The sequence below is a fragment of the Streptomyces sp. NPDC058637 genome (assembly GCF_042717325.1).
In the GTDB taxonomy this organism is placed as follows: Bacteria; Actinomycetota; Actinomycetes; order Streptomycetales; family Streptomycetaceae; genus Streptomyces.
The window spans coordinates 47951-69799 of record NZ_JBHXRD010000026.1; the positions used below are offsets into that span (position 1 = coordinate 47951).

22 protein-coding genes, 2 tRNA genes and 2 pseudogenes are annotated in these 21849 nt (G+C 71.7%); 10 read left to right on the top strand and 16 right to left on the bottom strand.

Annotated features, from left to right (window positions below):
- Nucleotides 1-31: 31 nt before the first annotated feature.
- On the bottom strand, nucleotides 32-1132 hold the full coding sequence (locus ACFWVP_RS24720; protein WP_384499774.1) for an LLM class flavin-dependent oxidoreductase: 1101 nt from the start codon (nucleotides 1130-1132) through the stop codon (nucleotides 32-34).
- 116 nt (nucleotides 1133-1248) lie between these two features.
- The gene (locus ACFWVP_RS24725) at nucleotides 1249-2013 is read right to left on the bottom strand and encodes a decarboxylase (protein ID WP_384499776.1); all 765 of its coding nucleotides are present in this window, start codon (nucleotides 2011-2013) and stop codon (nucleotides 1249-1251) included.
- A 197-nt stretch (nucleotides 2014-2210) separates the two neighbouring features.
- Here ACFWVP_RS24725 and ACFWVP_RS24730 point away from each other — a divergent pair, with 197 nt between their 5' ends.
- From ACFWVP_RS24730 to ACFWVP_RS24760, 7 genes are all read left to right on the top strand, one after another.
- Nucleotides 2211-3215: a D-2-hydroxyacid dehydrogenase gene (locus tag ACFWVP_RS24730; RefSeq protein WP_384499778.1), complete on the top strand. Its 1005-nt coding sequence runs from the start codon at nucleotides 2211-2213 to the stop codon at nucleotides 3213-3215.
- A 210-nt stretch (nucleotides 3216-3425) separates the two neighbouring features.
- Nucleotides 3426-4328 (top strand): ectoine/hydroxyectoine ABC transporter substrate-binding protein EhuB, encoded by a 903-nt coding sequence (ehuB, locus tag ACFWVP_RS24735; RefSeq protein WP_384499779.1) that lies wholly within the window; start codon nucleotides 3426-3428, stop codon nucleotides 4326-4328.
- 19 nt (nucleotides 4329-4347) lie between these two features.
- Entirely contained in the window at nucleotides 4348-5079 is a 732-nt protein-coding gene (gene ehuC, locus ACFWVP_RS24740) for an ectoine/hydroxyectoine ABC transporter permease subunit EhuC (protein WP_384499781.1), read from the top strand.
- A complete protein-coding gene (ehuD, locus tag ACFWVP_RS24745; protein WP_384499782.1) occupies nucleotides 5076-5717 on the top strand; it encodes an ectoine/hydroxyectoine ABC transporter permease subunit EhuD in 642 nt (213 codons plus the stop codon). The genes ehuC and ehuD overlap by 4 nt, the downstream gene beginning before the upstream one ends.
- Entirely contained in the window at nucleotides 5707-6540 is an 834-nt protein-coding gene (gene ehuA, locus ACFWVP_RS24750) for an ectoine/hydroxyectoine ABC transporter ATP-binding protein EhuA (protein ID WP_384499784.1), read from the top strand. Before ehuD ends, ehuA begins: the two co-directional genes overlap by 11 nt.
- A gap of 167 nt (nucleotides 6541-6707) precedes the next feature.
- Nucleotides 6708-7466: an IclR family transcriptional regulator C-terminal domain-containing protein gene (locus ACFWVP_RS24755; protein WP_384499785.1), complete on the top strand. Its 759-nt coding sequence runs from the start codon at nucleotides 6708-6710 to the stop codon at nucleotides 7464-7466.
- An 84-nt stretch (nucleotides 7467-7550) separates the two neighbouring features.
- Nucleotides 7551-7624 (top strand) — tRNA-Lys (locus ACFWVP_RS24760).
- Between the two features lie 75 nt (nucleotides 7625-7699).
- Here the strand turns inward: ACFWVP_RS24760 and ACFWVP_RS24765 are convergent.
- From ACFWVP_RS24765 to ACFWVP_RS24775, 3 genes are all read right to left on the bottom strand, one after another.
- A complete protein-coding gene (locus tag ACFWVP_RS24765; RefSeq protein ID WP_384499786.1) occupies nucleotides 7700-8290 on the bottom strand; it encodes a lytic polysaccharide monooxygenase in 591 nt (196 codons plus the stop codon).
- A gap of 158 nt (nucleotides 8291-8448) precedes the next feature.
- A complete protein-coding gene (locus ACFWVP_RS24770; protein ID WP_384499788.1) occupies nucleotides 8449-10167 on the bottom strand; it encodes an SPFH domain-containing protein in 1719 nt (572 codons plus the stop codon).
- Nucleotides 10168-10204: 37 nt separating this feature from the next.
- The gene (locus tag ACFWVP_RS24775; RefSeq protein ID WP_384499789.1) at nucleotides 10205-11482 is read right to left on the bottom strand and encodes a peptidoglycan-binding protein; all 1278 of its coding nucleotides are present in this window, start codon (nucleotides 11480-11482) and stop codon (nucleotides 10205-10207) included.
- Nucleotides 11483-11651: 169 nt separating this feature from the next.
- Here ACFWVP_RS24775 and ACFWVP_RS24780 point away from each other — a divergent pair.
- Together ACFWVP_RS24780 and ACFWVP_RS24785 are read left to right on the top strand one after the other, a co-directional pair.
- Nucleotides 11652-11725, top strand: a tRNA-Lys gene (locus tag ACFWVP_RS24780).
- Between the two features lie 44 nt (nucleotides 11726-11769).
- The gene (locus ACFWVP_RS24785; RefSeq protein WP_384499791.1) at nucleotides 11770-11985 is read left to right on the top strand and encodes a Tn3 family transposase; all 216 of its coding nucleotides are present in this window, start codon (nucleotides 11770-11772) and stop codon (nucleotides 11983-11985) included.
- A gap of 278 nt (nucleotides 11986-12263) precedes the next feature.
- Here ACFWVP_RS24785 and ACFWVP_RS24790 read toward each other — a convergent pair.
- From ACFWVP_RS24790 to ACFWVP_RS24820, 7 genes and pseudogenes are all read right to left on the bottom strand, one after another.
- Nucleotides 12264-12317: pseudogene (locus tag ACFWVP_RS24790) on the bottom strand (hypothetical protein); the annotation flags it as partial.
- Nucleotides 12318-12390: 73 nt separating this feature from the next.
- Nucleotides 12391-12756, bottom strand: a pseudogene (locus ACFWVP_RS24795) (SDR family oxidoreductase); the annotation flags it as partial.
- Nucleotides 12660-13943 carry an MFS transporter gene (locus ACFWVP_RS24800; RefSeq protein WP_384499792.1) on the bottom strand — a complete coding sequence of 428 codons (1284 nt, stop codon included), beginning with the start codon at nucleotides 13941-13943 and terminating at the stop codon, nucleotides 12660-12662. The pseudogene ACFWVP_RS24795 and the gene ACFWVP_RS24800, both read right to left, overlap by 97 nt.
- Nucleotides 13944-13995: 52 nt before the next feature.
- A complete protein-coding gene (locus tag ACFWVP_RS24805) occupies nucleotides 13996-14550 on the bottom strand; it encodes a cyclophilin-like fold protein (protein ID WP_384499794.1) in 555 nt (184 codons plus the stop codon).
- Nucleotides 14547-15230, bottom strand: a complete 684-nt coding sequence (locus ACFWVP_RS24810; RefSeq protein WP_384499796.1) for an SDR family NAD(P)-dependent oxidoreductase — start codon at nucleotides 15228-15230, stop codon at nucleotides 14547-14549. The genes ACFWVP_RS24805 and ACFWVP_RS24810 overlap by 4 nt, the downstream gene beginning before the upstream one ends.
- 143 nt (nucleotides 15231-15373) lie before the next feature.
- A complete protein-coding gene (locus tag ACFWVP_RS24815) occupies nucleotides 15374-15784 on the bottom strand; it encodes a cupin domain-containing protein (protein ID WP_384499798.1) in 411 nt (136 codons plus the stop codon).
- 34 nt (nucleotides 15785-15818) lie between these two features.
- Complete coding sequence (locus tag ACFWVP_RS24820) at nucleotides 15819-16835, bottom strand: zinc-dependent alcohol dehydrogenase family protein (protein WP_384499799.1); 1017 nt, start codon at nucleotides 16833-16835, stop codon at nucleotides 15819-15821.
- A 228-nt stretch (nucleotides 16836-17063) separates the two neighbouring features.
- Here ACFWVP_RS24820 and ACFWVP_RS24825 point away from each other — a divergent pair, with 228 nt between their 5' ends.
- Nucleotides 17064-17960 carry a helix-turn-helix transcriptional regulator gene (locus ACFWVP_RS24825; RefSeq protein ID WP_384499801.1) on the top strand — a complete coding sequence of 299 codons (897 nt, stop codon included), beginning with the start codon at nucleotides 17064-17066 and terminating at the stop codon, nucleotides 17958-17960.
- Between the two features lie 376 nt (nucleotides 17961-18336).
- Here the strand turns inward: ACFWVP_RS24825 and ACFWVP_RS24830 are convergent, their stop codons facing one another.
- The 4 genes from ACFWVP_RS24830 to ACFWVP_RS24845 form a co-directional block, all read right to left on the bottom strand.
- Complete coding sequence (locus ACFWVP_RS24830; protein WP_384499803.1) at nucleotides 18337-19011, bottom strand: class F sortase; 675 nt, start codon at nucleotides 19009-19011, stop codon at nucleotides 18337-18339.
- Between the two features lies 1 nt (nucleotide 19012).
- Nucleotides 19013-19579, bottom strand: coding sequence for a hypothetical protein (locus ACFWVP_RS24835; RefSeq protein ID WP_384499804.1), 567 nt, complete (start codon nucleotides 19577-19579; stop codon nucleotides 19013-19015).
- Between the two features lie 83 nt (nucleotides 19580-19662).
- Nucleotides 19663-20457, bottom strand: coding sequence for an HAD-IIA family hydrolase (locus ACFWVP_RS24840; RefSeq protein WP_384499806.1), 795 nt, complete (start codon nucleotides 20455-20457; stop codon nucleotides 19663-19665).
- A gap of 250 nt (nucleotides 20458-20707) precedes the next feature.
- Complete coding sequence (locus ACFWVP_RS24845; RefSeq protein ID WP_384499808.1) at nucleotides 20708-21595, bottom strand: hypothetical protein; 888 nt, start codon at nucleotides 21593-21595, stop codon at nucleotides 20708-20710.
- Nucleotides 21596-21849: the final 254 nt, after the last annotated feature.

Consider the following 21849-nt stretch of genomic DNA (forward strand, 5'->3'; position numbering starts at 1 on the left):
ACCGGGGTCCGGCCGTGCCGGGCCCTCGGGGTCAGGCCGCCCGCGGCAGCCCGTAAGCGTCCGCGATCAGCTCGTACGAGCGCAGCCGGGCCTCGCCGCCGTGCGCGTTGGCCGTGATCATCAGCTCGTCCGCACCGGTGCGCTTGGCCAGGTCGTCCAGGCCGCTGCGGACCTCGTCCGCCGTGCCGTGGACGATGTTGGTCAGCCAGCCGTCGACGAACTCGCGCTCCATGGGGCTGTAGTCGTGCGCCTCCGCCTCCTCGGGGCTCGGCACGAGTCCCGGGCGGCCCGTGCGGAGCTGGACCATCGACAGGGCACCGGTCAGCACCTGGCGGCGGGCCTCGCGCTCCTCGTCGGCGGCCAGCGCCGCGACGCCGATCAGGGCGTACGGGGCGTCGAGCACGGCGGACGGCTTGAAGGACTCGCGGTAGAGGTCGAGCGCGGGCACGGTGTTCTGGGCCGAGAAGTGGTGGGCGAAGGCGAAGGGCAGTCCGAGGACGCCGGCCAGCCTGGCGCTGAAGCCGGAGGAGCCCAGCAGCCAGATGGGCGGCCGGCCCGGCGACTGGACGCCGCCGGGCGAGGTGGCCTGCACCGGGCCGGGGACGGCGTGGATACGGGCGTAGGGGTGGCCGTCCGGGAAGTCGTCGTCCAGGAACCGGGTCAGCTCGGCGAGCTGCTGCGGGAAGTCGTCCGCACCCTCGTTGAGCCGGTCGGTGCGGCGCAGGGCCGCCGCCGTCGCGCCGTCCGTGCCGGGGGCGCGGCCGAGGCCGAGGTCGACCCGGCCGGGGGCCATCGCCTCCAGGGTGCCGAACTGCTCGGCGATCACCAGCGGGGCGTGGTTGGGAAGCATCACGCCGCCGGAGCCGAGCCTGATGCGCTCGGTGTGGGCGGCCAGGTGGGCCAGGATCACGGCCGGGGACGACGAGGCGACGCCGGGCATCGAGTGGTGCTCGGCGACCCAGAAGCGGTGGAAGCCGCGGTTCTCGGCGAGCTTCGCGATGTCCACGCTGGTGCGCAGGGCCTCGGTCGCGGTGCGGCCCTGGCCCACGGTCACCAGATCGAGCACGGACAGGGGCACGGATGCCGTCCCGCTCGCGGTGCCGCGAATCTCGTCGCCTCGGTTCTCGTCCACGTGTCCGGCCTCTCCCATGCTGTGGCTGCGTATGTTCGGAGAGTACGAACAGGAGGTTGACTCCGTTTATTCCCGGACGCCGTCCCTCGCCTCGGGTCCCGTAGCCCCGCTCCCGGTCACTCCCGCACCTCGATCCCCCGGTGTTCGGTGGCGCCGAGCGGGGGCTCGCGGGTGGCGAAGAGCGTGCCGAGCGTGGGCGCCCAGATCCGCCGGTCGGTGAGCCGGAGCCCTTCCCAGACCGCCACCTGGTTCGCCGTGAGCACGGGCTTGCCGAGAAGTTCCTCCAGCTCGGGGATGAACGCCGTGGTGTGCAGGGCGTTGTCCGGGAGCAGCACGACCTCCGCGTCGGGGTGGTCGCCTGCCACGGCCAGTTCCTTCACCCGCTCCGGCCCGCAGTCGGCGGCCTCGGCGGCGGTGATCATGCCGCTGCCCCGGGTGGCGGCCACCTCGACGCCGCCGGCCTCCAGGAATCCGGCGAAGAGCGCGGCGATGTCCTCGGGGTACGTGGCGGCGACCGCGACCCTGGTGGCGCCCAGCTCGCGTACCGCGTGCGTGAAGGCGAAGGACGTGCTGGACGCGGGCAGTCCCGCGGTCCGGGCCAGGGCCGCGTTCTGCGCCCGGGCCCCTTCCCAGCCGTGGACGAAACTGCCGCCGGTGCAGGCCCAGACCAGCGACTCGGCGCCCGCCATCCGCAGCTCCTCGACACCGGCGGCCAGGCGTTCGGGGGTGGCCACCCCGCGCAGCGCCTCGACGCTTCGGGAGTCCTCGTCGATGTCGGTGTGGAACAGCGGCAGTCTGATGTCGCTGTCGAGTACGACCTCCATCCTCGGGAAGTCGTCCTCCGCGGCGTGGCCCGGGTAGAGAAGTCCTACGGTCGTCATGTCCATCCCTCCTGCGCGTCCGGATGTCCCGCGTGTTCCGCCTGTCGCTTTCCCGTGCGACGTGTGTCACCGCTGCCCCTGCCTGGGACAAGTATTCCTCCGATGGCCGGATATCGCCGCCCGCAGCGGGTGTGACCTGGGGTTTCCCATGGCCGTGTTGACGGCCGGACGGCCGGGTGCGAGCGTGGGAAATCCTCATGGCCGAACCTGTCGGACCCGCCGAACCCGCCGAACCCTTCGGACCAGTGATCCCCGTGGCCCCCGTGATCCTCGTCCTGGACGCCGCCCCGTCACCGCGCCTGGGCCGGCTGACCGGGCGGGCCCGCGTCCGGTACGCCGACGGGCGGAATCTGGCCGAGCTGCTGCCCACCGCGGATGTGCTGCTGGTCTGGGACTTCACCTCCGACGCGGTCCGCGCCGCCTGGCCGGGCGACGGCCCGCGGCCCCGCTGGGTGCACACCGCGAGCGTGGGGGTGGACCGGCTGCTGTGTCCCGGGCTGGCGGCCTCCGGCACCGTGGTGACCAACGCCCGGGGCGTCTTCGAACTGCCGGTCGCCGAATACGTGGCGGGTCTGGTCCTCGCCTTCGCGAAGGACCTCCCCGGCACGCTGGAGCTCCAGCGGCAGCGGCGCCGGCGCCACCGGGAGACCCGGCAGCTCGCCGGCAGCCGTGCGGTCGTCGTCGGCGCGGGGCCGGTCGGCCGGGAGATCATGCGGCTGCTGCACGGCCTGGGCGTACAGGTGGCGCTCGTGGGGCGGACCACCCGGCGCTCGATCCACGGCCCCGAGGATCTGGACCGGCTGGCGGCCGGTGCCGACTGGGTGATCTGCGCGGCCCCGCTGACGGAGTCGACGCGCGGGATGTTCGACGCGCGGTTCTTCGGTCTGCTCCAGCCCTACGCCCGGTTCATCAATGTGGGACGCGGGCCGGTGGTGGTCGAGGACGATCTGGCGGAGGCGCTGCGCAGACGGTGGATCGCGGGTGCCGCCCTCGACGTGTTCCAGGAGGAACCGCTGGGCCGGGACAGTCCGCTGTGGGACGCGCCCGGCCTGCTCGTCTCGAGCGGGGACACGGCCGGCTGGCGGGACCGGCTGGGCGAGCAGTTCGTTTCGATGTACGAGCGCTGGGCATCCGGGGAGGCACTGCCCAACGTGGTGGACATACAGCGTGGTTACGTACCTTCGACGGACATTCCCATCTGACGTCTGCGCATAACGGACAGTCAGGGACCAGGTGTGCACGCCAGATACGCCCCGCACACCCCCGATCGCGCTCCGCCGCCGACGAGACACGGGAAGGTCACCCTCCGGCCACCGTTCGATTACATGGCAGGGCTTCCTGCATAGACGTACGGGATCGGGCAGGCGCTCACCCTGTCCGGACTGTCCGACGCCTCCAGGAGATCGCGAACCATGGCTGACTTCCCGAACCTGTCCCGCCGGGGTTTCCTCAACCGATCGGCAGCCGTGGGCGGACTGCTCGTCGTTCCCGGTCTGCTCTCGGCCTGCAGCAAGACCGACGCGGGCGCCGCGGACGGCGAGGGAGCCCTCGACAAGCTCCGCAAGCAGGGCTTCGTCAGGGTCGCGTACGCCAACGAGGCCCCGTACGGCTACCTGGAGGGCAAGGAGCTGAAGGGCGAGGCGCCCACCCTGCACCGGGAGATCTTCAAGGCGCTCGGCGTCGACGAGCTGAAGCCCACCCTCTCGGAGTGGGACGGACTGATCCCCGGTCTGCAGGCCGGGAAGTACGACGTGGTCAGCGCGGGCATGGCCATCACGCCCGAGCGCTGCGCCAACGCCATCTTCTCCGAACCGGAGTTCATCTCCCCCACGGCGCTGATGGTGAGGAAGGGCAACCCGAGGAAGCTCACCGACCTGGCGTCCGCGAAGGCCGCCGGAGTCACCGTCGGCGTGATGTCCGGTGCCGTCGAGGGCTCGTACGCCGAGGGCGCGGGCATCGCCGAGGGGAAGATCAAGACGCTGCAGAAGCCGCAGGACGGCGCCGACGCCGTCAAGGGCGGCCGGATCGACGCGTTCCTGCTCACCGGCATCTCGCTGCGCTGGCTCGCGAAGACCAACCCGGACACCGAGGTCACCGAGGCCTTCGTGCCGGAGCTGGACGGTAAGCAGCAGTTCTCCCCGGGCGGCGCGGTCTTCCGCACGGGCAACGAGGACCTGCGGGACTCCTTCAACCGCGAACTCAAGAAGATCGTCTCGGACCGGTCCCGCTACGTGGGTCTCCTCAGGGAGTACGGCTTCGGCGCGACGGAGATCCCGCCGGCCACCCTGAAGACCGCCGATCTGTGCAAGGGCTGACGGGGACGGACCACACCGTATGAGTGACTTCCTCTCCACACTCGTCGACGAGTTCCCACAGGTGAGGGCGGGGTTGTGGGTGACGCTCCAGGCCACCGTCCTGGGCTCCCTGCTCGCCCTGCTGCTGTCCTTCGCCCTCGGCCTGATGGCCGGCAGCAAGCTGCTCCTGGTGCGCGGGGTCTCCCGGACGGTCGTGGAGTTCTTCCGCGGCACCTCGCTCTACATCCAGCTGTTCTGGCTCTACTACGCGATGCCGCAGCTCACCGGGTACGAACTGACGCCGGTGCTCTGCGGGATCGTCGCCTTCGGCCTGAACTACGGCGCGTACGGCTCGGAGATCGTGCGCGGTGCGATCAACTCCGTGCCCCGCGCCCAGTACGAGGCGGCCGTGGCGCTGAACATGAGCCCCTTCCACCGGATGCGGAAGGTCGTCCTTCCGCAGGCATGGGTGCAGATGATCCCCTCCTTCACCAACCTGCTGATCCAGCTGCTGAAGTGCACCCCCCTGCTGTGGCTGATCTCCGCGGCCGACCTGATGACCGTGATCCAGCAGATCCGTGACCGCACGGGTGAGACCCTCACCGCCTACCTCACCCTGCTGGCCGCCTACTTCGTCCTCGCCTACGCCCTGACCCTGCTGATGAACCTGCTGGAGCGGAGCGCCAAGCGGCGGCTCGGACTGCACACCGGCGCGGGAAGCCTGCTCAGGACGCGCAGCGCGCAGCCCTCCACGACAGGAGGTGTCCGGTGAACACGTTCGACTGGGATGCCGTCGGGGAAGCCCTTCCCCTGCTGCTCGAGGGGTTCCGGGTCACCCTCCTCGCGACCGTGCTCGGCACGCTCGTCGCGGCGGTGCTCGGGCTCGCCATCGCGGTGGCCGGGCGGGCGCCGTCCCGCTTCGTCACGGTGCCCGTGAAGGCGGTGATGGAGTTCGTCCGTTCCACCCCGCTGCTGGTCCAGCTCGTCGGCGCGGCGGCCCTCTTCACGTCCGTGGAGCCGCTGACCATCGGCATCGTGGTGCTGGGCGTCCACTACGCCACGTACACCTCCGAGGTGTACCGGGCCGGCATCGACGGTGTGCCCAAGGGCCAGTGGGAGGCCTGCCGGGCGCTCTCGCTGTCGCCCCGGCGGACCTGGCAGGCCGTGATCCTGCCGCAGGCGGTGCGCAACGTACTGCCCGCCCTCGGGAACTACGCGATCTCCATGTTCAAGGAGACCCCCTTCCTCGCCGTGATCACGGTGCAGGAAATGGTCTTCGAGGCCCGGAAGTACGGGGCCGACCACTTCGCGTACACCGAGGCGTTCACGCTCGCGGGACTCGTCTTCCTGGTCGCGAGCTACCCCACCTCGCTGCTGATGAGAAAGCTGGAGAAGCGCCTTGGCCACTGACTCTGCCCCCCTGGAGGAACCCGCGGACGCGACACCGGCCACCATGCCGGCCGGCGTCGAGCCGCTGGTCCGCTTCGACAAGGTCGTCAAGCGGTACGGCGACCACGTGGTCCTGGACGAGCTCGACTTCACCGTGCGGCGCGGCGAGCACGTCACGCTGATCGGGCCGAGCGGCTCCGGCAAGACCACCATCCTGCGGCTGCTGATGACACTGGAGAAGGTCAGCGACGGGGTGATCTGGGTGGACGGCTCGCCGCTGTCGCACATGCGGACACCGGGCGGTTCGCTGAAGCCGGCGGGCGAGAAGCAGCTGCGGGAGTCCCGGAAGAAGATCGGGATGGTCTTCCAGCAGTTCAACCTCTTCCCGAACATGAGGGTGCTCCAGAACATCACCGAGGCACCGGTGAACGTGCTGGGCATGAACCGCGAGGAGGCCGAGGCGCGTGCCGTCGACCTGCTGGACCTGGTCGGGCTATCCGGGAAGGTCGACGCTCATCCCTCCCAGCTCTCCGGAGGCCAGCAGCAGCGGGTCGCCATCGCCCGCGCGCTGGCGATGCGGCCGGAGATCCTGCTGCTCGACGAGGTGACGTCCGCGCTGGACCCGGAGCTGGTGGCGGGCGTGCTGGAACTGCTCGGCGACATCGCCCGCAGCACCGACATCACGATGCTCTGTGTGACCCACGAGATGAACTTCGCCCGGGACGTATCCAAGAAGGTACTGATGTTCGACGCGGGCCGGGTCGTGGAGTCCGGTTCGCCGGAGAAGATCTTCACCGATCCGGAGCACGAACGTACGCGCGAGTTCCTGAACGCGGTGCTGTGACCTCGGCCTCGCCGCACGGATCGTGACTCTGACATATGCCAAGTGGATGCGCCCCAGCTGACGGGGACGGGGCGCGTCCACGAACTCCTCAACAGCCTCTTCTCACGGGCCCCTTGACGGCTATCGTGGGTCAAAAGCTGGCGGTCACAACCTTGTAGGGGGAAACCGTGGCGTTGAAGCCCGAGCCGAAGGCGTCGTTCCACTCGGTGCAGTACGCCCTGCGCGTCCTCGAGTCGGTGTCCACGCACGGTGACGGCGTGACCGAGGCGCAGCTGTCCCGCGAGACGGCACTGCCGCTGGGGCACCTCTCCTCCCTGCTGCTGACGCTGCGCCGCGAGGGGTACGTCGAGCAGGTCGCCGACGGTGTCTACGTCGCCGGGGCGTCGCTCCTGGACCTCGGTTCCGGCGCGTCCCGCAGGCAGGCCCTGGAGGCGAGGCTCCAGCAGACACTGGTGCGGCTGCGCGACTCGGTCGGCGCGGCTGTCTACGTCAGCCGGTACGTCGACGGGGAGATCCGGGTCACGCAGGTGGCCGACGGTCCCCGTACGCCCGCGGTCAACGAGTGGGTGGACTTCCGGTCGGCGGCGCACGCCAGCGCGATCGGGAAGTGCCTGCTGACGCAGCTCGACCACAACGGCCGGCGCGACCACCTCTCCCGGCACCGGACCGCACGGCTCACCTCCCGGACGATCACGAACGAGAAGGTGCTGTTCTCCAAGCTGGACAGCCAGCCGGCGACGGTGCCGATGCTCGACCTCCAGGAGTACGCCGTGGGCACGGTGTGCGCGGCGGTCCCGCTGACGGCGGGCTCGTCCGCGGGCTGCCTGGCCCTGTCCCTGCCGATCGAGGACGCGCACCGGCTGCGCGCGGCGGCGGCGACGCTGAACCGGCGGGCGGCGCCCGTCCTCCTCTCGCTGGCTCTCTGAGGCGCTCCGGGGCCCGGTCCGGGGGCCGCGCGGGCACGTGTCACCGGCACCCCCGGGGACCAGGTATTATTTTCGAGTCAGCAGGCGCCGTTAGCTCAGTTGGTTAGAGCAGCTGACTCTTAATCAGCGGGTCCGGGGTTCGAGTCCCTGACGGCGCACGACAACGCGGTGGGCGGTTTCCGGAAACGGAGACCGCCCACCGCGCTTTGTGCTGCCGGTCACCCGGCTATGCCTCAGAACTGGACATCGGAGCACGCGTAGAACGCGTTGGTGGTGTCCGCGACGTTCCAGACGGCCAGGATGATGTGCTTGCCGGTCTTCTGGGTGGGGATGGTGCCCTGGTGGGTCAGCGTGGCCGGGGGCTGCTGGTTCCCGTACGGCACCGTCATGAAGGGCTGCGACTCCAGCGCGGCCCTGGTGAGCGGCTGGCTGGAGTTCCAGCCGTTCTTGGTGATGTAGTACCGGAAGTCGGACGTGGAGTGGCGTGCGGTGAACTGCCAGCGGAAGCTGTAGCCCTGCCCGCCGGTGACCTTGGTGGCGGGCCAGCCGCCGCCGCGGGGGTCGTCGAGCTGGGCGAACTGACCGTTCCCGCCGGAACAGATCTTGCCGTCCGCCGGTCCTGCCGCCGGGAAGCCCTTGGGACCCTCGACGCTCTGCGGCTCCCACTGGATGTTGCCGCAACCGGTGACGGTGCCGTTGGCGCAGAGCTTCTGCCGGCTGATGGGGGAATCCGTGTAGCCGTGGCTACTGGCACTGCCGGTCGCGAACATGGAGACGCCCGCTATCGCGAGGCCGATGACGGCCGCGCTTGCCCTTTTCCGCATAGGTGTCGCTCCTAGAGAACGTGGGGGAAGTTCCGGGGGCTCTGCTGCGCGCAGGTTGTGCGGTCTAGACCAAGTCCCAGATTATTGACGGGGCATGAACATGTCCAGACCAATGTGGGAACCGTTACGAGTCGTCGCCGCCCGGCCCCCGAGGGCCTTCAGGCCCCTTCCCCACTGCCGCGACCGGTGTAGAAGGCCACGGTCAGGTCCCTCACCAGGGCCTTGTGCTCGTAGTCGTCGAGCTCGACGATGCCGCGCGCGGTCAGCCGGCCGACGGTGTCGTCGACCGCGTCGACCACGGAGGTGAGCACGCCGTCCCGGTGTCTGGCGTCGATGGCCGCCACCCGCAGCCGCTGCATCGCCGCCGCGACCTCGGGTGCGTACTCGATGCCGGTCGGCTGCGCGGAGTAGACCTCGACGCCCACCGGCGCGCAGTCCGCCTTCAGCATCCGGGTCAGCGCGTCGCCGACGGTCTCGGCGTCGCGCAGGGTGCTGGTTTCCTCGTGGAAGGCGTCGGCGGGCAGCTGCGAGAGCACCCGCGCCAGTGCCGCCTCCACCTGGTCGCGCAGATACCGCTCGTGGTCCGCGACGCCGAGCGTGGCCCGCGCCGTGTCCCTGACCCGCCAGACGACGAGGACGACGACGCGCAGGGCGGTGCCGCTCGCGTCCACGGCGGGCAGCGGCTCGCTGCGCCAGTGCCGAAGCCGTACGTCCACGCGCCGCCGCAGCAGGAGTGGGGAGACCCAGAGCAGGCCGGTGCGCCGGACACTGCCCCGGTAGTCACCGAAGAGCGTGAGGACCGAGGCGTACCCGGCCCGTCCGCGTCCGATGCCGCCGAGCGCGAGGAGCACCACGACCGCGAGGAGCGCGAGCGGCGCCCAGGCCTCGACGCCGAGGCCGTCGTACGGGCGTGGGCCGAGCCCGATCCGCCCGGTCACGGCGGCGGGCAGGGCGCCCTGCCATCCCAGCACCGCGAGCCCGGCGGCGGTGGCGGCCCCGGCGGTGAGCAGCGCGGCCCAGCCGGGCAGGACGGGTCCGGGCCGCTCGGTGAGCCGGGGGTCGGCGAGGGGCGCGGGCCGGGTGGGCGTCCGCTGCGCCCCGGGCGACCGGGGCAGGGGCGGCCGCCGGACGGCGGGCCGCCGTTCCGGGCCGCCGGGGCCGGGGGCTCCGCCGCCGTGCCCGTGCGGGCGGTCGCGGTTTTCGTCGTCACGGAAGAGCAGGTGCACGGGGATGGGGGCGGTGGTCTCGTTGGCGATGACGGGCTGCCGGCGCCCGGTCCCCCACCAGGCGACCGGGTCCCCGACGGAGACGGTGACCGCGGCGTGCGCCCCGGCGTCCGGCTGCCCGGCGTCCAGGTCCGGCGGGAACACCGGGGCAGCGGTCCCCCGGCCGACCGCGGCCACCGCGTCCACCACGTCGAGGTCCAGGTCCAGGCGCAGGTCAACCGGGTCGTCCGCACCGACGACCACGGACCGCCGCACCAGGCCGTGCCCGCCCTCACCGGAGTCCGCCGTCCCCGCCTCGACCACCCCCGGGTCCGTACCCGCTTCCGCGTCCGTACCCGTTTCCCGGGCCCGTACCTTCTTGAGGTCGACGCCACCTCCCCCGGACCGGGCGTCCGGTTCCGGTCCCGACCCCCACTCCAGCGAGAGGGAGGGCAGGAGCGGGGGAGGCGGCGTCCCGCCGGACGCCTCCGCCGGCGCCGCGTCGACCGGCGCCGGGACCGGCGCGTCCACCGCACCGCCCGGCCCGGCAACCCCCTCGTCCCGCCTGTCGTGTCCGTGCCACCGGTCCTGCCCGTCCCACCTGTCCCGCGTGCGTCCGCCCCGCCCGTTCGGCCCGTCCCACTCGTCCCGCTGGTTCTCCGTGGATCGCATTCCCGCCTCCGTCATGTCCGTTCCGTCACCACAGCCGTCACGCGAAGAGCCGGCGCCATGTCTCCGGCCCCGGGTATCCGTCCGCCGCACCTCCGCGCCAGCCCTGGGCCCGCTGGAAGGCTTCGACATTGCGGCGGTCCGCCTCCGTCCACCGCGGGCCGGGCCCCGTCACGTAGTGCTTGCCGTATCCCTTCTTCACCAACTGGGCGCCGAGCCTTCGGACATGGCTGTTGGACTGCCCCGGCTTGAAGACGGCCTTCCCCGGGTATGCCGAAGTCTCGGATCCGCCCGTCCCGCCGGCCGGGATCTTCCGGCCGGTGCCCTTGACCAGCAGGCTCCAGGTGTCGGGGCCGGGGATGCCGTCCGCCTCCTTGCCCCGCCATCCCTGGGCCAGCTGGAACGCCTGGGTCGCGCGTCTGTCCGCGGCGGTCCAGCGCGGCCCCGCACCCGTCGTGTAGAAGCGTTTGCCGCCCTGCGCGACGAGCAGCTTCCCGAGCCGGGTCACGTGCGCGTTGTTCGCGCCGGGACCGAATTTCCCCGCTCCCGGGAACGCCGTGGCCGATCCGCTGCCGCCCGTACCGCTGACGAGGCCGTTGTAGCGGTACGCCACGTACTTGGAGGAGTCGCTCCAGTAGGCCATGGGCGTCGTCGCCGCGCGCGTGTTCGGGCGGGTCTGCTCGTAGGCGAGGTAGTGACTGTGCGTGGCGTCGGTCCAGCCGCCGAAGATCGTGACGTGCGACCCCACCGCCGGGTCGGCCAGGTTGTGGAAGAGCAGCATGTCGCCGGGCTGCAGGTCCGCCCGCGCGATCTTCGTCCCGTACGCGGCGAGACTGCCGGTCCACTCGTTGCTGCCGAGGTTCCACGCCATCGACACATAGCCGGAGCAGTCCTGCCGGTATCCGTCCGACCAGTACGTCGACATGCTGTAGGGCACCTTCGCGGACACCCATTTCCTGGCGCGGTCGATGATGTCGGCCCGGGTCGTCGTGCGGGGTGCCGTGCCCGGGGTGGCTGGCGGCACGGAGGCTCCGTCGCCGCTCAGGGGCCCGACGGCACCCTGCGGGTGGACCGGCTGCGGGTCGGCGGCGGTGTCCGCCCGGGCACCCCGGCCGGCCGCGGCGGCGGCCTCGGCCGCCCCGCAGGACAGGACCACCCCCGCCGCGGTGACCAGCACCAGTGCCCGCCGCGCACCGTGGGCGGCCGGGTGTCCTCCGTACCGGACGGGCAGCGCGGCAGCCGTGCGACGCCGGTGGGCGCATCCCGCACAGCCGCAGTCGGCGGCGGGTTCGTACTCCTCGAAGACCGGCACAGTCATGCGGCTCCTCTTCCCTTCGGCAGTCGTCAAGATCTTTCGTATCTCAACTTTCCCGGCATATCCCATGGTGACGGACTAAAGGTAAAAAACGACCATCCGACAGGCCGGGCCCGGAGGGAATTGGTTGGGAGCACCCTTGACCATCGGGTAAAGTTCTCCAGGTCAGCAGGCGCCGTTAGCTCAGTTGGTTAGAGCAGCTGACTCTTAATCAGCGGGTCCGGGGTTCGAGTCCCTGACGGCGCACGCAACAGCAAGGCCCCCTCACCGAGCGTGAGGGGGCCTTGTTCGTGTGCGTACCGGCGCTCACGCCGTCGACGGAACGCGCGCGGCCCGCCGCCGGGAACAGCGCGAACCACGACCTGTGCTACGGCGAGGAAGGCGACCTGACCGGCGCCGACAGGGAGTCCCAGGAGGTCTCGATGCTCGCCCTGCACCTGCTCCAGTCCGCGCTGGTACACGTCAGCACCCTGCTGCTCCGGGACATCCTGAGCGAGGAGAAGTAGCAGAAGCGGCTCACCGACGCCGACCGGCGAGCCCTGTCCCCGCTGTCCTGGACGCACGTGAACCCGTACGGCCGCTTCGAGCCAGACATGACCCACCGCCTGGACCTGGACCTTGCGGCCACCTGGGCCACGGTGCCTGGCCCGCGCAACCCACACGGCGAGTTGGTCGGCACTCCGAGCTGAGCTCGCAAGGACGGGCAGCCCTCTCGGGGCCACCCGACGGTTTGGCCGCAGTCGACGACCATGGCGTGGCCGGTGGTGAAGGGGGCAGCATCCGAGCAGAGCCACAGGATGGCGGCGGCGATCTCCTCGGGTCGGCCGAGGCGTCCGATCGGCTGGCCGGCTGGTCGGCGATGAGTGCGTCGCGTCCTCTTGCGCCGGGGGCAGCGACAGCAGAGGTGGTGGTTACCGGGCGGTGTAGCCGCCGTCGACGGGCAGGGCGATACCGGTGACGTAGCCGGCGCCGGGGCTGCACAGCCACAGGACGGCCTGGGCGATCTCGTCGGCGGTTCCGAGCCGGTCGATGGCCTGGCCCCCTTCGGCCTGGCCGCGGTCGAGTTCTCCGCCTTCGACCATGGCGTCGACCATCGGGGTGCTGATCGTGCCGGGACAGACGGCCTTGATACGGACACCGCGGGAGCCGTACTCGAGGGCGGCGCTCTTGGTCAGGCCGATCACGCCGTGCTTGGTGGCGTGGTAGGCGGCGCGGCCGGGGTTTCCGACGAGGCCGCCGAGGGAGGAGCAGTTGACGATCGCGCCGCTGCCCTGACGATCCGCGAGGAGCCGGCGGTGCCGCGCAGCGCGAGGGCGATCAGCGGCAGCATGGTGAGCGCGGCGAAGACGGCGCCGACCAGGGCCGGACCGGTCAGGCCGAGCGAGGAGTCCAGGGCCCGGCCCGCTGCGAGGGAACCGGCGGCGATGCCGGTGTTGTAGCCGGAGGTGGTCAGCGCCGAGGTGAGGGTGGGGGCGTCCCCGGCGAAGCGGACGGCGAGGGAGGTGACGACCGGGTTGACGGTGAACCCGGCCAGGGCCATGCCGAACACCAGAACCACAGCGACCACGGGACTGCTTGAGGCGGGGATCAAGGCCAGCAGGATGAGGGAGGTGGCCGCCGACGCGGTGATCGTCGTGACCATCGGGCGGTTGTCCCCGAGACGGCCGCCGATCGCGGTGCCGCCCAGCGCACCGATACCGAAGGCGATCAGCACCAGCGGCACGGCACCGGCCGGGATGCCCGCCCGGTCGGTCAGCAGCGGCGTGATGTACGTGTACGTCGCCATTACCCCGCCCATGATCAGCACGGCCGCGCCGAGCGCCAGCCACAGCCGCCCCTGCTTGAGGGCCCGGACCTCGGCTCGCACCGACACCTCGGCCCGCTGTCCGGTGCGGGGGATGAACCGGCCGACGAACGCGGCGGCCAGCGCGGCGAGGACGGCCAGCGCCCAGAACGGGCCGCGCCAGCCGGTGTACTGCCCGACGAACGAGCCGATCGGCACGCCGATGACGTTGGCCAGGGTGAGGCCGCCCATCATGACGCCGACCGCTCGCGTGGACAGCGCCGGGCCCGCCGCGGTGGTGGCGATGACGAAGCCGACGGCCCAGAACGCTCCGGTGGCCAGCGCTGTCACCACCCGGGCGGTCAGCACGACGGTGAACGAGGTACTCAGGGCGGCAACCGCGTGGCCGAGGGCGAAGACCGCGAGGGCGCCGACGAGGGTGTGGCGCTGGGGCAGGCGCAGGGTGGCCATGGCCATCGTGGGCCCGCCGACGATCATCCCGACGGCGAACGCGGTGATCAGCAGACCGGCCTGCGACACGCTCACGTTCAGGTCGGCGGCCATCTCGGGCAGGAGCCCGGCGATGACGAACTCGGTGGTGCCCATCAGGAACGTGCCGGCGGCGAGCACCCGGACGACGAAGGGCAGTCGGCCGGGGGCGGACCCGGTGGCGGAGGGCATGCGAAAACTTCTCCCGTACGAGGGGATGGGTGGACTCGGGTGGTGGGCGAGGTCAGGAGGCGGCCTCGATGGTGATCCGCTCTGCCCCGGACAGCTGGTCGGCGTCGGCGTCGATGTGGCCGAGGACCAGCAGGTCTGCGGAGGCGGCGGGGCCGTCCTTGTAGAAGACGGCGAGGTTGCCCCACGGGGCGTAGTAGGCGATGTCCCCGGCCTTCGGTGCCTGCGGCTCGGGGGCGTCCTCGGTTGTCAGCTTCCTCGGCGGGTCCGCGATCCGCTCGGTCCCGTGGAAGTCCTCCAGGTCCAGCGTGAGCGGGAGCAGGGAGGCCAGGTCGCGGGCGGCGGGGCTGTCGTCCAAGGTCGCGTCGACGCTCTGGTCGTCGAGGGTGACGCGGATGTCCATCGGAGTGCTCCTGTCTGATCCGGACGGGCTCGCCGCCGCCGAGGTCGGCTGCCCGGATGCCGGAGCAGACGACCAGGCGGAGGCGGTGGCGGTGGCGGTGGCGGGCGTCTGCTCGGCGGGTGACTCGTCGGAACAGGCGGTCGCGGCCAGCAGCAGCAGACCGGTGGTGGCGGTGGCAGTCAGGGCCCGGCGAACGGGGAGGGTCATGGGGTGCCGCCCTGCGGCTCGGGCATGGGCTCGGCGTAGTGCCGGAACCCCTCCCGGTCGGTGTGCAGGCCGTACAGCAGCTCGGCCAGTACCTCTGGGCTGGAGGTCGCGGAGTCGGGGCTGATCGCCCCAGGCACGATGAGCTGGGCTGTGTGGATGTTCTCGTCGGCGAGCGCGGTGTGGAGCATCGCCGCATACGCGCTCTCGGCGGCGAACGCGATCGAGGTGCCGGCCACGCTGGCGTTCGGGCGTACCGCGCTGCCGCCGTTGACGAACAGCAGCGTGCCCCGCCCGAGCTCCCGCATCCCGGGCAGAACCGTGTTCACACAGGTGAGGGGCCCCTTGACGGAGAACGCCAGCGGATCGTCCAGGTCGGTTGCGGTGGTGTCCAGGACCGGCTTCATGAAGTCACCGCGGGGCACCGGGCTGAACTGAAGGACCTCGACGGGCCCCAGCTTCTCCGCGGCCTCCTGCAGGGCTGCGGTGAGGGAGGCGGGGTCGAGGACGTCGGCGATGAAGCCGCGGGCGCGGATGTTCTCCCTCGCCAGTTCGGCGGCCAGGTCGTCCTGGTGCTGGGCGCTGCGCGAGAGGAGGGCGACGCTGTGGCCCGCGTTCCCGAAGCGGCGGGCGGCGGCGAGCCCCAGGCCGGGGCCGGCGCCGACGATGGCGAAGGTGGTCACGGGCGTTCTCCTCAGCGATATGGGGGGCCGCATCGGGGCCCCGGGGGAAGAGCGGTGTGGTTCACGGGAAGGGCCGCGACAGCGCGGGGTTCGTCCGTGGGCCGTGCGGCCCGCGGCGAACCTGAGCCAGGGAGCCCCGGGTTTTAGCCGGTGGCCGGGGTTCGGGCGTACTCCTCGTCGGTGACGGGGTTGAGCCAGTGCACGACGTCGTGGCTGTCGTCGCCCTCGTTGATGGCCAGGTGGACCATCAGCCGGTTCGGCGCCGCACCGTGCCAGTGCTCCTCATCGGCCTCGAACAGCACGCGGTCGCCGGGCCGGATGACCTCCACCGGTCCGCCCCGGCGCTGGCACAGGCCGATCCCTTCGGTGACGAAGACGCTCTGGCCCAGCGGGTGGCGGTGCCAGTGGGTGCGGGCACCGGGCATGAAGTGCACCAGGTTGGCGGTGACCCGGGACGGGGCGGGGGCCGCGGCGACGGCGTCGATGTAGACGTCGCCGGTGAACCGGTCCGCCGGCCCCTTGGCGGTGTCGATCGAGCTGCGGGTGATCTGCACGGATGCTCCTCGTACGAGAGTGCGGCGGGGCGGATCAGGGGGTGAGGAGGGTCTTGATGGCGCGGCGTTCGTCCATGGCCCTGTAGCCCTCGGCGACCTGGTCCAGGGGCAGGGTGAGGTCGAAGACCTTGCCCGGGTCGATCCGGCGGGTGAGTACGCGGTCGATGAGATCGGGCAGGTAGCGGCGTACGGGGGCGGGGCCGCCGCGCAGGCCGACGTGGGAGAAGAACAGCTCCTGCCCGTCGACCGCGACCTCGTGCGGGACACCGACGAAGCCGACGTTGCCGCCCGGGCGGGCGGAGTGCAGGGCCTGGCTCATGGACTGGGCGGTTCCGACGCACTCCAGGACGCTGTCCGCGCCGATCCCGCCGGTCATCTCCTTGATCCGGGCCACACCATCGTCCCCGCGCTCGGCGACGATGTCGGTCGCGCCGAACTCCCGGGCGAGCTTCTGCCGGGACTCGTGACGGGACATGGCGATGATCCGCTCTGCCCCCAGCTCCTTCGCGGCGATCACCGCACACAGGCCGACCGCGCCGTCACCGACGACCACGGCCGTCGAGCCGGGCTCGACCTCGGCGGCGTCCGCGGCCCACCAGCCGGTGCCCATCACGTCCGACACGGCCAGCAGACCCGGCCAGAACTTCTCGTCGGGCACACCGTCGGTGGCCACGAGGGTGCCTTGGGCGTTGGGGATGCGGACGTGGTCGGCCTGGCAGGTGGACATGAACTCGCGGTTCAGGCAGCTGGACTGGAACCCGTTGCGGCAGTTCGCACAGGTGTTGTCCGAGGTGGCGAACGAGCCGATGACGAACTGGCCGGGCTTGACCGAGGTGACCTCAGACCCGACCTCTTCCACGAAGCCGACGTACTCGTGGCCCATCGGGTGCGCGTGGTCGGTGGGCTCCGCGCCGCGGTAGGGCCACAGGTCCGACCCGCACACGCACGTCACCGCCGTGCGGATGATCGCGTCCGTCGGGTGCTCGATCTTCGGGTCTTCCAGAGTCTCGAAGCGGATGTCGCCGGGGGCGTGGATCACTGCGCCGCGCATGAGAGGTTCCTTTGCGTTGCCGGGTACAGGTGCGGACCCCGGAGCTTCGGGCGGAGGACCGCCCGAGCCGAGCCGGGCGCGGAACTGCGCCTCCGCCGCCTTCGCGGCCGGAAGGAGAAGCACCACGCCTTCCAGATAACGCCCTCTTCACGCGCGTAGCGAGTCACTGACAAGGGGTGTACCGGCAGTGCATCCCTATAGCCGTGTGCGGGACGTACCGTCGAAGGCATGGACAACCGTGAGGAGGTCCGCGAGTTCCTCACCTCGCGGCGCGCCAAGATCACCCCCGACCAGGCCGGACTGCCCTCCGGATCCCGCCGCCGCGTGCCCGGCCTGCGCCGCAGCGAGGTCGCGGCCCTCGCCGACATGAGCGTCGAGTACTACTCGAAACTGGAGCGCGGCAACCTTTCCGGAGTTTCCCCGGCCGTCCTGGAAGCCCTCGCCCGCGCCCTACGGCTTGATGACGCCGAACGCGCCCACCTGCTGAACCTGGCCCAGGCCGCCGACGGCTCCGACGCCCTCACCCGTCCCCACCGCCGTACCGCCACCCGGCGGTGGACACCCCACCGCAGCCTGCAATGGACCCTGGACGCGATCACCGCCGGACCGGCGTTCGTCCGGAACGGCCGGATGGACATCCTCGCCGCCAACCAGCTCTTCCGCGCCTTCTACACCGACCTCTACGCCACGCCCGGCAACCAGCAGAACCTGGCCCGCTTCACCTTCCTCGACCCCGCCGCCCGCCGCTTCTACCCCGACTGGGACGCCTTCGCCGACATCACCGTCGCCATCGTGCGTACGGAAGCCGGCCGCAACCCCCACGACAAGGACCTCCACGACCTGGTCGGAGAGCTGTGCACCCGCAGCGACGAGTTCCGTACCCGGTGGGGCGCGCACAACGTCCGCCACCACGGCACCGGCACCAAGCACTTCCACCACCACGCCGTCGGCGACCTCACCCTCGCCTTCGAGGGCCTGGAAATGGCCGCCGCCCCCGGCCTCACCCTCACCATCTACACCGCCGAACCCGGCTCACCCTCCGAAGAAGGACTGCGCCTCCTCGCCACCTGGGCCGCCACCCATGAAGCCGCAGCATCCGCCCCGCGGAGATCACCGGTCGGCTGAAGCGCTCCGCGCCCACCGGGCGCCCGTCTCGCACAAACGGTCCCCTGCGCGAGCAGGATCAATCCGGGGCTCCGGACCCCCGCTGATCCCGGATCATTCTCAGAACCCGTTCTCACTCAAAAGCGGGACGCACCCCCTCCTGAGACTTGCGTCGCAGCGCGTCCCGGGCGGGGGACCGTTCCGCCCGGATCCGGACATCTTGCTAAAAACCCTCTGGGCCGCACCGCCGGTCCGCCCTAGAGTGTGCCTTCGCGTCAGGACCGACCACTCGACCTCCCGTGCCGTGCCGGGCTACTCCCGCAGCCCGTACACCGCGGTCGAGGACCGGCCCGGCCGGCGGCTCCGAGGGGGAGCGGGCTTCCGGCCGGGCCAGGTGTCAGACGGAGTTCTTCCCGCCGCTCTTCTCGCCCGTCAGATAGGCGGAGACGACGACGTTCGCCGTGTACGCCCGGGACTTGTGGTCGTACGTACCGCCGCAGGTGATGAGCCGGAGCTCGGCCCGCCCGTCCTTCCGGGGCCCGTACGCCTTCTGCGCGTCGAAGCGTTCCCGGGTGAAGACCTGGACGTCGTCGATGGTGAACTCGGCGATCGTGCCGTCGGAACGGCTCACCCGGACCTTCGCGCCGGGCTGTGCCGTACTGAGCCCGTAGAACACGGCCGGTTTCGTCTCCGTGTCGACGTGGCCGACGAAGAGCGCGGCACCTTCCGTGCCGGGTTCGGTGCCGCTGCCGTACCAGCCGACGGTTCCCGGCCTCGCGTACGGCGGCGGGTCGACGGCCCCCTCGGAGTCCAGACCGCGCGGGACGACGGGCGCCTCGATCCCGATCGAGGGGATCTCGACGCGCTCCGGCGCGGCCCCGTCGAGCGGGGCGTGCGCCGGGGGCAGCGGTACGCCCAGGGGGCGCCCGACCGCCGCGACGTCGCCGGTCGTCGGGGCCGAGTTGCCGCCGGTGGCCTCGCGGCCCCACAGCCACAGTCCCAGCAGGAGGACGGCCCAGGCGACTCCGGTCAGCAGCCGCCCGGTTCCGGCGGGTCGGTCCGGGGCCGGCATGTCAGTCCAGCGCCGAGCGGCGGCGGCGTGCGCTGCGGAGCGCGACGGCGACGGCCGCGACGGCACCCAGGGCCAGTCCGGTCACCGCGTGCTCGGCACCGGGGCCGGTCCGCTCCGCGGACGCGGTGGTGGCCCGGTCCGCGGCGAGGGTGGCGGTGCCTCCGCCACCGGCCCGGACGGGGGCGACGGGCGAGGGGCGGCTGTGGTGGACGACGGTGACCGTGCCGGTGGCCCGGCCGTGGCCGTCCTTGCAGGTCACCCAGATCTCGTAGTCGTCGGGTGCGGCGTCCGGGCGGATCCGGGCCTCGGCGTGGAGGCCTTTGCCGTAGGCGGGGGCGAAGCGCGCTTCGGAGACGAAGGCTTCGGAATTCCCCCTGGCCGACTTGCCCTTGCCGCAGGCATCGACCCGGAGTTCCACCTCCCCGCCCGGGGAGACGCGGGAAGGGCTGACCGAGACCGATCCCGAACCCTTCCTGTCGGATTCGGAATCGGCCAGTGCGGCGGACGCGGGAAGGGCTATGGTCGCGGCCGCCACTGCGGCACAGAACGTGATGGGCAGTGAACGCATCGTAAACCTCCTGATAGGAAGGTTCACGCGCCCGGGGAGCCGCCGCACGTGCTGACGGCTGTTCGGGTGAGGGCCGGGAGGCCCTACTCCACAGGCAGGTCCACAAGGTCGACCAGGTCGGCGATCGAGTCGACGACCGTGGACGGCCGGAAGGGGTAGCGGTCCATGTCGGCGGTCGTGGTGAGGCCCGTGAGGACGAGGAACGTCTGCATCCCGGCCTCCAGTCCGGCGAGCACGTCCGTGTCCATCCGGTCGCCGATCATGGCGGAGGTCTCGGAGTGGGCCCCGATGGCGTTCAGCCCGGTCCGCATCATCAGCGGGTTGGGCTTGCCGGCGAAGTACGGGGACTTGCCGGTGGCCTTGGTGATCAGCGCGGCGACGGAGCCGGTGGCGGGCAGCGGCCCCTCGGCGGACGGGCCGGTCTCGTCCGGGTTGGTGCAGATGAAGCGGGCACCGCCGTTGATCAGCCGGATGGCCTTGGTGAGCGCCTCGAAGCTGTACGTACGCGTCTCGCCGAGGACCACGTAGTCGGGCTCGTGGTCGGTGAGGACGTAGCCGATGTCGTGCAGGGCGGTGGTGAGGCCGGCCTCGCCGATGACGTACGCCGTGCCGCGCGGCCGCTGGTCGTCCAGGAACTGGGCGGTGGCCAGGGCGGAGGTCCAGATGTTCTCCACGGGCACGTCCAGGCCCATGCGCTTCAGGCGCGCGTGCAGGTCCCGGGCCGTGTAGATGGAGTTGTTGGTGAGGACCAGGAACGGCAGACCGGAGTCCCGCAGCCGCTTGATGAAGACGTCGGCCCCGGGGATCGGGGTGCCTTCGTGGATGAGAACCCCGTCCATGTCGGTCAGCCAGGATTCGATCGGCTTGCGCTCTGCCATGTTGACGGGCTCCTGCCGTACGCGCTGTGCACTCGGGGTGCCGGACGCCGGCGGCACCGCGCTGTGCAGCGCCGACGCCCCGATTTTAGGCTGCCCGCCCATCCGTACGGAACCGCCCGGTCACCGGCGGCCGATCTTCACCGGACGGCGGCGGGCGCCGGCACGGCGGGCTTCGGGTATCGGCCGCGAAGGCGTTCGGGCATCGGCGTGACGGCGCTCGGGTATCGGCGCGACGGCGCTTCGGGCCAGGTCAGTCGCGTACCCGGCGGATCCTCCGGGCGCCGGCCAGTGCGGCCACCCCGCCGAGGAGCAGTGCGCCGGCCGTGAGCCCGGCCGCGGCCGCCCGGTCCGTTCCGGTACGGGCCAGCTCGGGGAGGGGGTTGCCCGCCGCGTCGCGGCGGGGGGTGCCCGTACCGGTGCCGGAGTCCCCGGCCTCCTCGGTCCCGGGTTCCAGGTCGGTGCCGCCGTCGGCGTTCCCCTCGACGACGGCGAAGGTGTAGCCGGCCGACTCCCCCACCCAGTCCCCGTCGCCGCCCTTCGCCTTCCCGGACAGCCGCTGGACGACGGCCGCGTTGGCCGTGACCGGGCCCGGTTCGGTGTCCGAGGTGAAGGCCATCCGGACCTGGACGGTGACCGTGTCCGCCGCAGGGACGGTGAAGCCGGGGAAGTCGTCGCCCTCGCCGCTGCCGAACACCCCGATCTGCTCGTGCCGTTCGGTGGTCTCCCAGGTCACGCGGTGCCGGGTGTCAGGGTCGGAGCCCTCGGAGAACTCCAGCTGGATCTGGGAGGGGGTGAGCGTGCCGCCGCGGTCGGTGAGCACCAGTACGGGGTGGATGGCGCGGCACGTCTCGGCCGTGGTGTTGGTCAGGTCGAGGTACCAGGTGCCGTATCCGCCGCCGGAGGCGTAGGTGTCGGGGCCGCCGTGGATCCGGGTCTCGATCGGGAAGTCCGCGGCGTCCGGTTCACCGCAGGCGGGCTGCCGGACGCCGACGGCGGAGGCCGGGGCATCCGGTGCGGCATTCGCCTGGGTACCGCCGAGGAGGACCGCGGGTACGGCGAATCCGGCCGCGAGGCCGAACGTCCCGAGGGTGGAGAAGACACGGCCGTCGCGCAGTCGTGCCGGGGGTTTGGGGGGCATGGGGGGACACCTCTTCGCTGCTCGCGAACGACCGGCACGGAGGGTGCCGGATGCCGCGGACGACGCTGCCAGGCGGGTACGCGGGATGCCACCGGCCGGCGGGGAACTCCGCCCGTTCGGGCGGAGAAGTCCGCCCGAACAGCCGCGCCCGCGCCGAGGTCGAGCCCGGCCCTGACGCGGCTGCTTGAGCCGGTCCGTGGACCGGGCCCGGCCCTGCCCCGGTCCGTGCCGGAGCCGAGGCCGAGCCGCCCACC

Bases quoted from the DNA above. Each gene is read 5' to 3' on its own strand.
- ACFWVP_RS24840 (WP_384499806.1), bottom strand. From the start codon at position 20,457: ATGGCAGAGCGCAAGCCGATCGAATCCTGGCTGACCGACATGGACGGG.
- ACFWVP_RS24765 (WP_384499786.1), bottom strand. From the start codon at position 8,290: ATGCGGAAAAGGGCAAGCGCGGCCGTCATCGGCCTCGCGATAGCGGGC.
- ehuC (WP_384499781.1), top strand. From the start codon at position 4,348: ATGAGTGACTTCCTCTCCACACTCGTCGACGAGTTCCCACAGGTGAGG.
- ACFWVP_RS24725 (WP_384499776.1), bottom strand. From the start codon at position 2,013: ATGACGACCGTAGGACTTCTCTACCCGGGCCACGCCGCGGAGGACGAC.
- ACFWVP_RS24730 (WP_384499778.1), top strand. From the start codon at position 2,211: ATGGCCGAACCTGTCGGACCCGCCGAACCCGCCGAACCCTTCGGACCA.
- ACFWVP_RS24775 (WP_384499789.1), bottom strand. From the start codon at position 11,482: ATGACTGTGCCGGTCTTCGAGGAGTACGAACCCGCCGCCGACTGCGGC.
- ehuB (WP_384499779.1), top strand. From the start codon at position 3,426: ATGGCTGACTTCCCGAACCTGTCCCGCCGGGGTTTCCTCAACCGATCG.
- ACFWVP_RS24825 (WP_384499801.1), top strand. From the start codon at position 17,064: ATGGACAACCGTGAGGAGGTCCGCGAGTTCCTCACCTCGCGGCGCGCC.
- ACFWVP_RS24820 (WP_384499799.1), bottom strand. From the start codon at position 16,835: ATGCGCGGCGCAGTGATCCACGCCCCCGGCGACATCCGCTTCGAGACT.
- ACFWVP_RS24835 (WP_384499804.1), bottom strand. From the start codon at position 19,579: ATGCGTTCACTGCCCATCACGTTCTGTGCCGCAGTGGCGGCCGCGACC.
- ACFWVP_RS24805 (WP_384499794.1), bottom strand. From the start codon at position 14,550: ATGACCCTCCCCGTTCGCCGGGCCCTGACTGCCACCGCCACCACCGGT.
- ACFWVP_RS24770 (WP_384499788.1), bottom strand. From the start codon at position 10,167: ATGCGATCCACGGAGAACCAGCGGGACGAGTGGGACGGGCCGAACGGG.
- ACFWVP_RS24830 (WP_384499803.1), bottom strand. From the start codon at position 19,011: ATGCCGGCCCCGGACCGACCCGCCGGAACCGGGCGGCTGCTGACCGGA.
- ACFWVP_RS24845 (WP_384499808.1), bottom strand. From the start codon at position 21,595: ATGCCCCCCAAACCCCCGGCACGACTGCGCGACGGCCGTGTCTTCTCC.
- ACFWVP_RS24800 (WP_384499792.1), bottom strand. From the start codon at position 13,943: ATGCCCTCCGCCACCGGGTCCGCCCCCGGCCGACTGCCCTTCGTCGTC.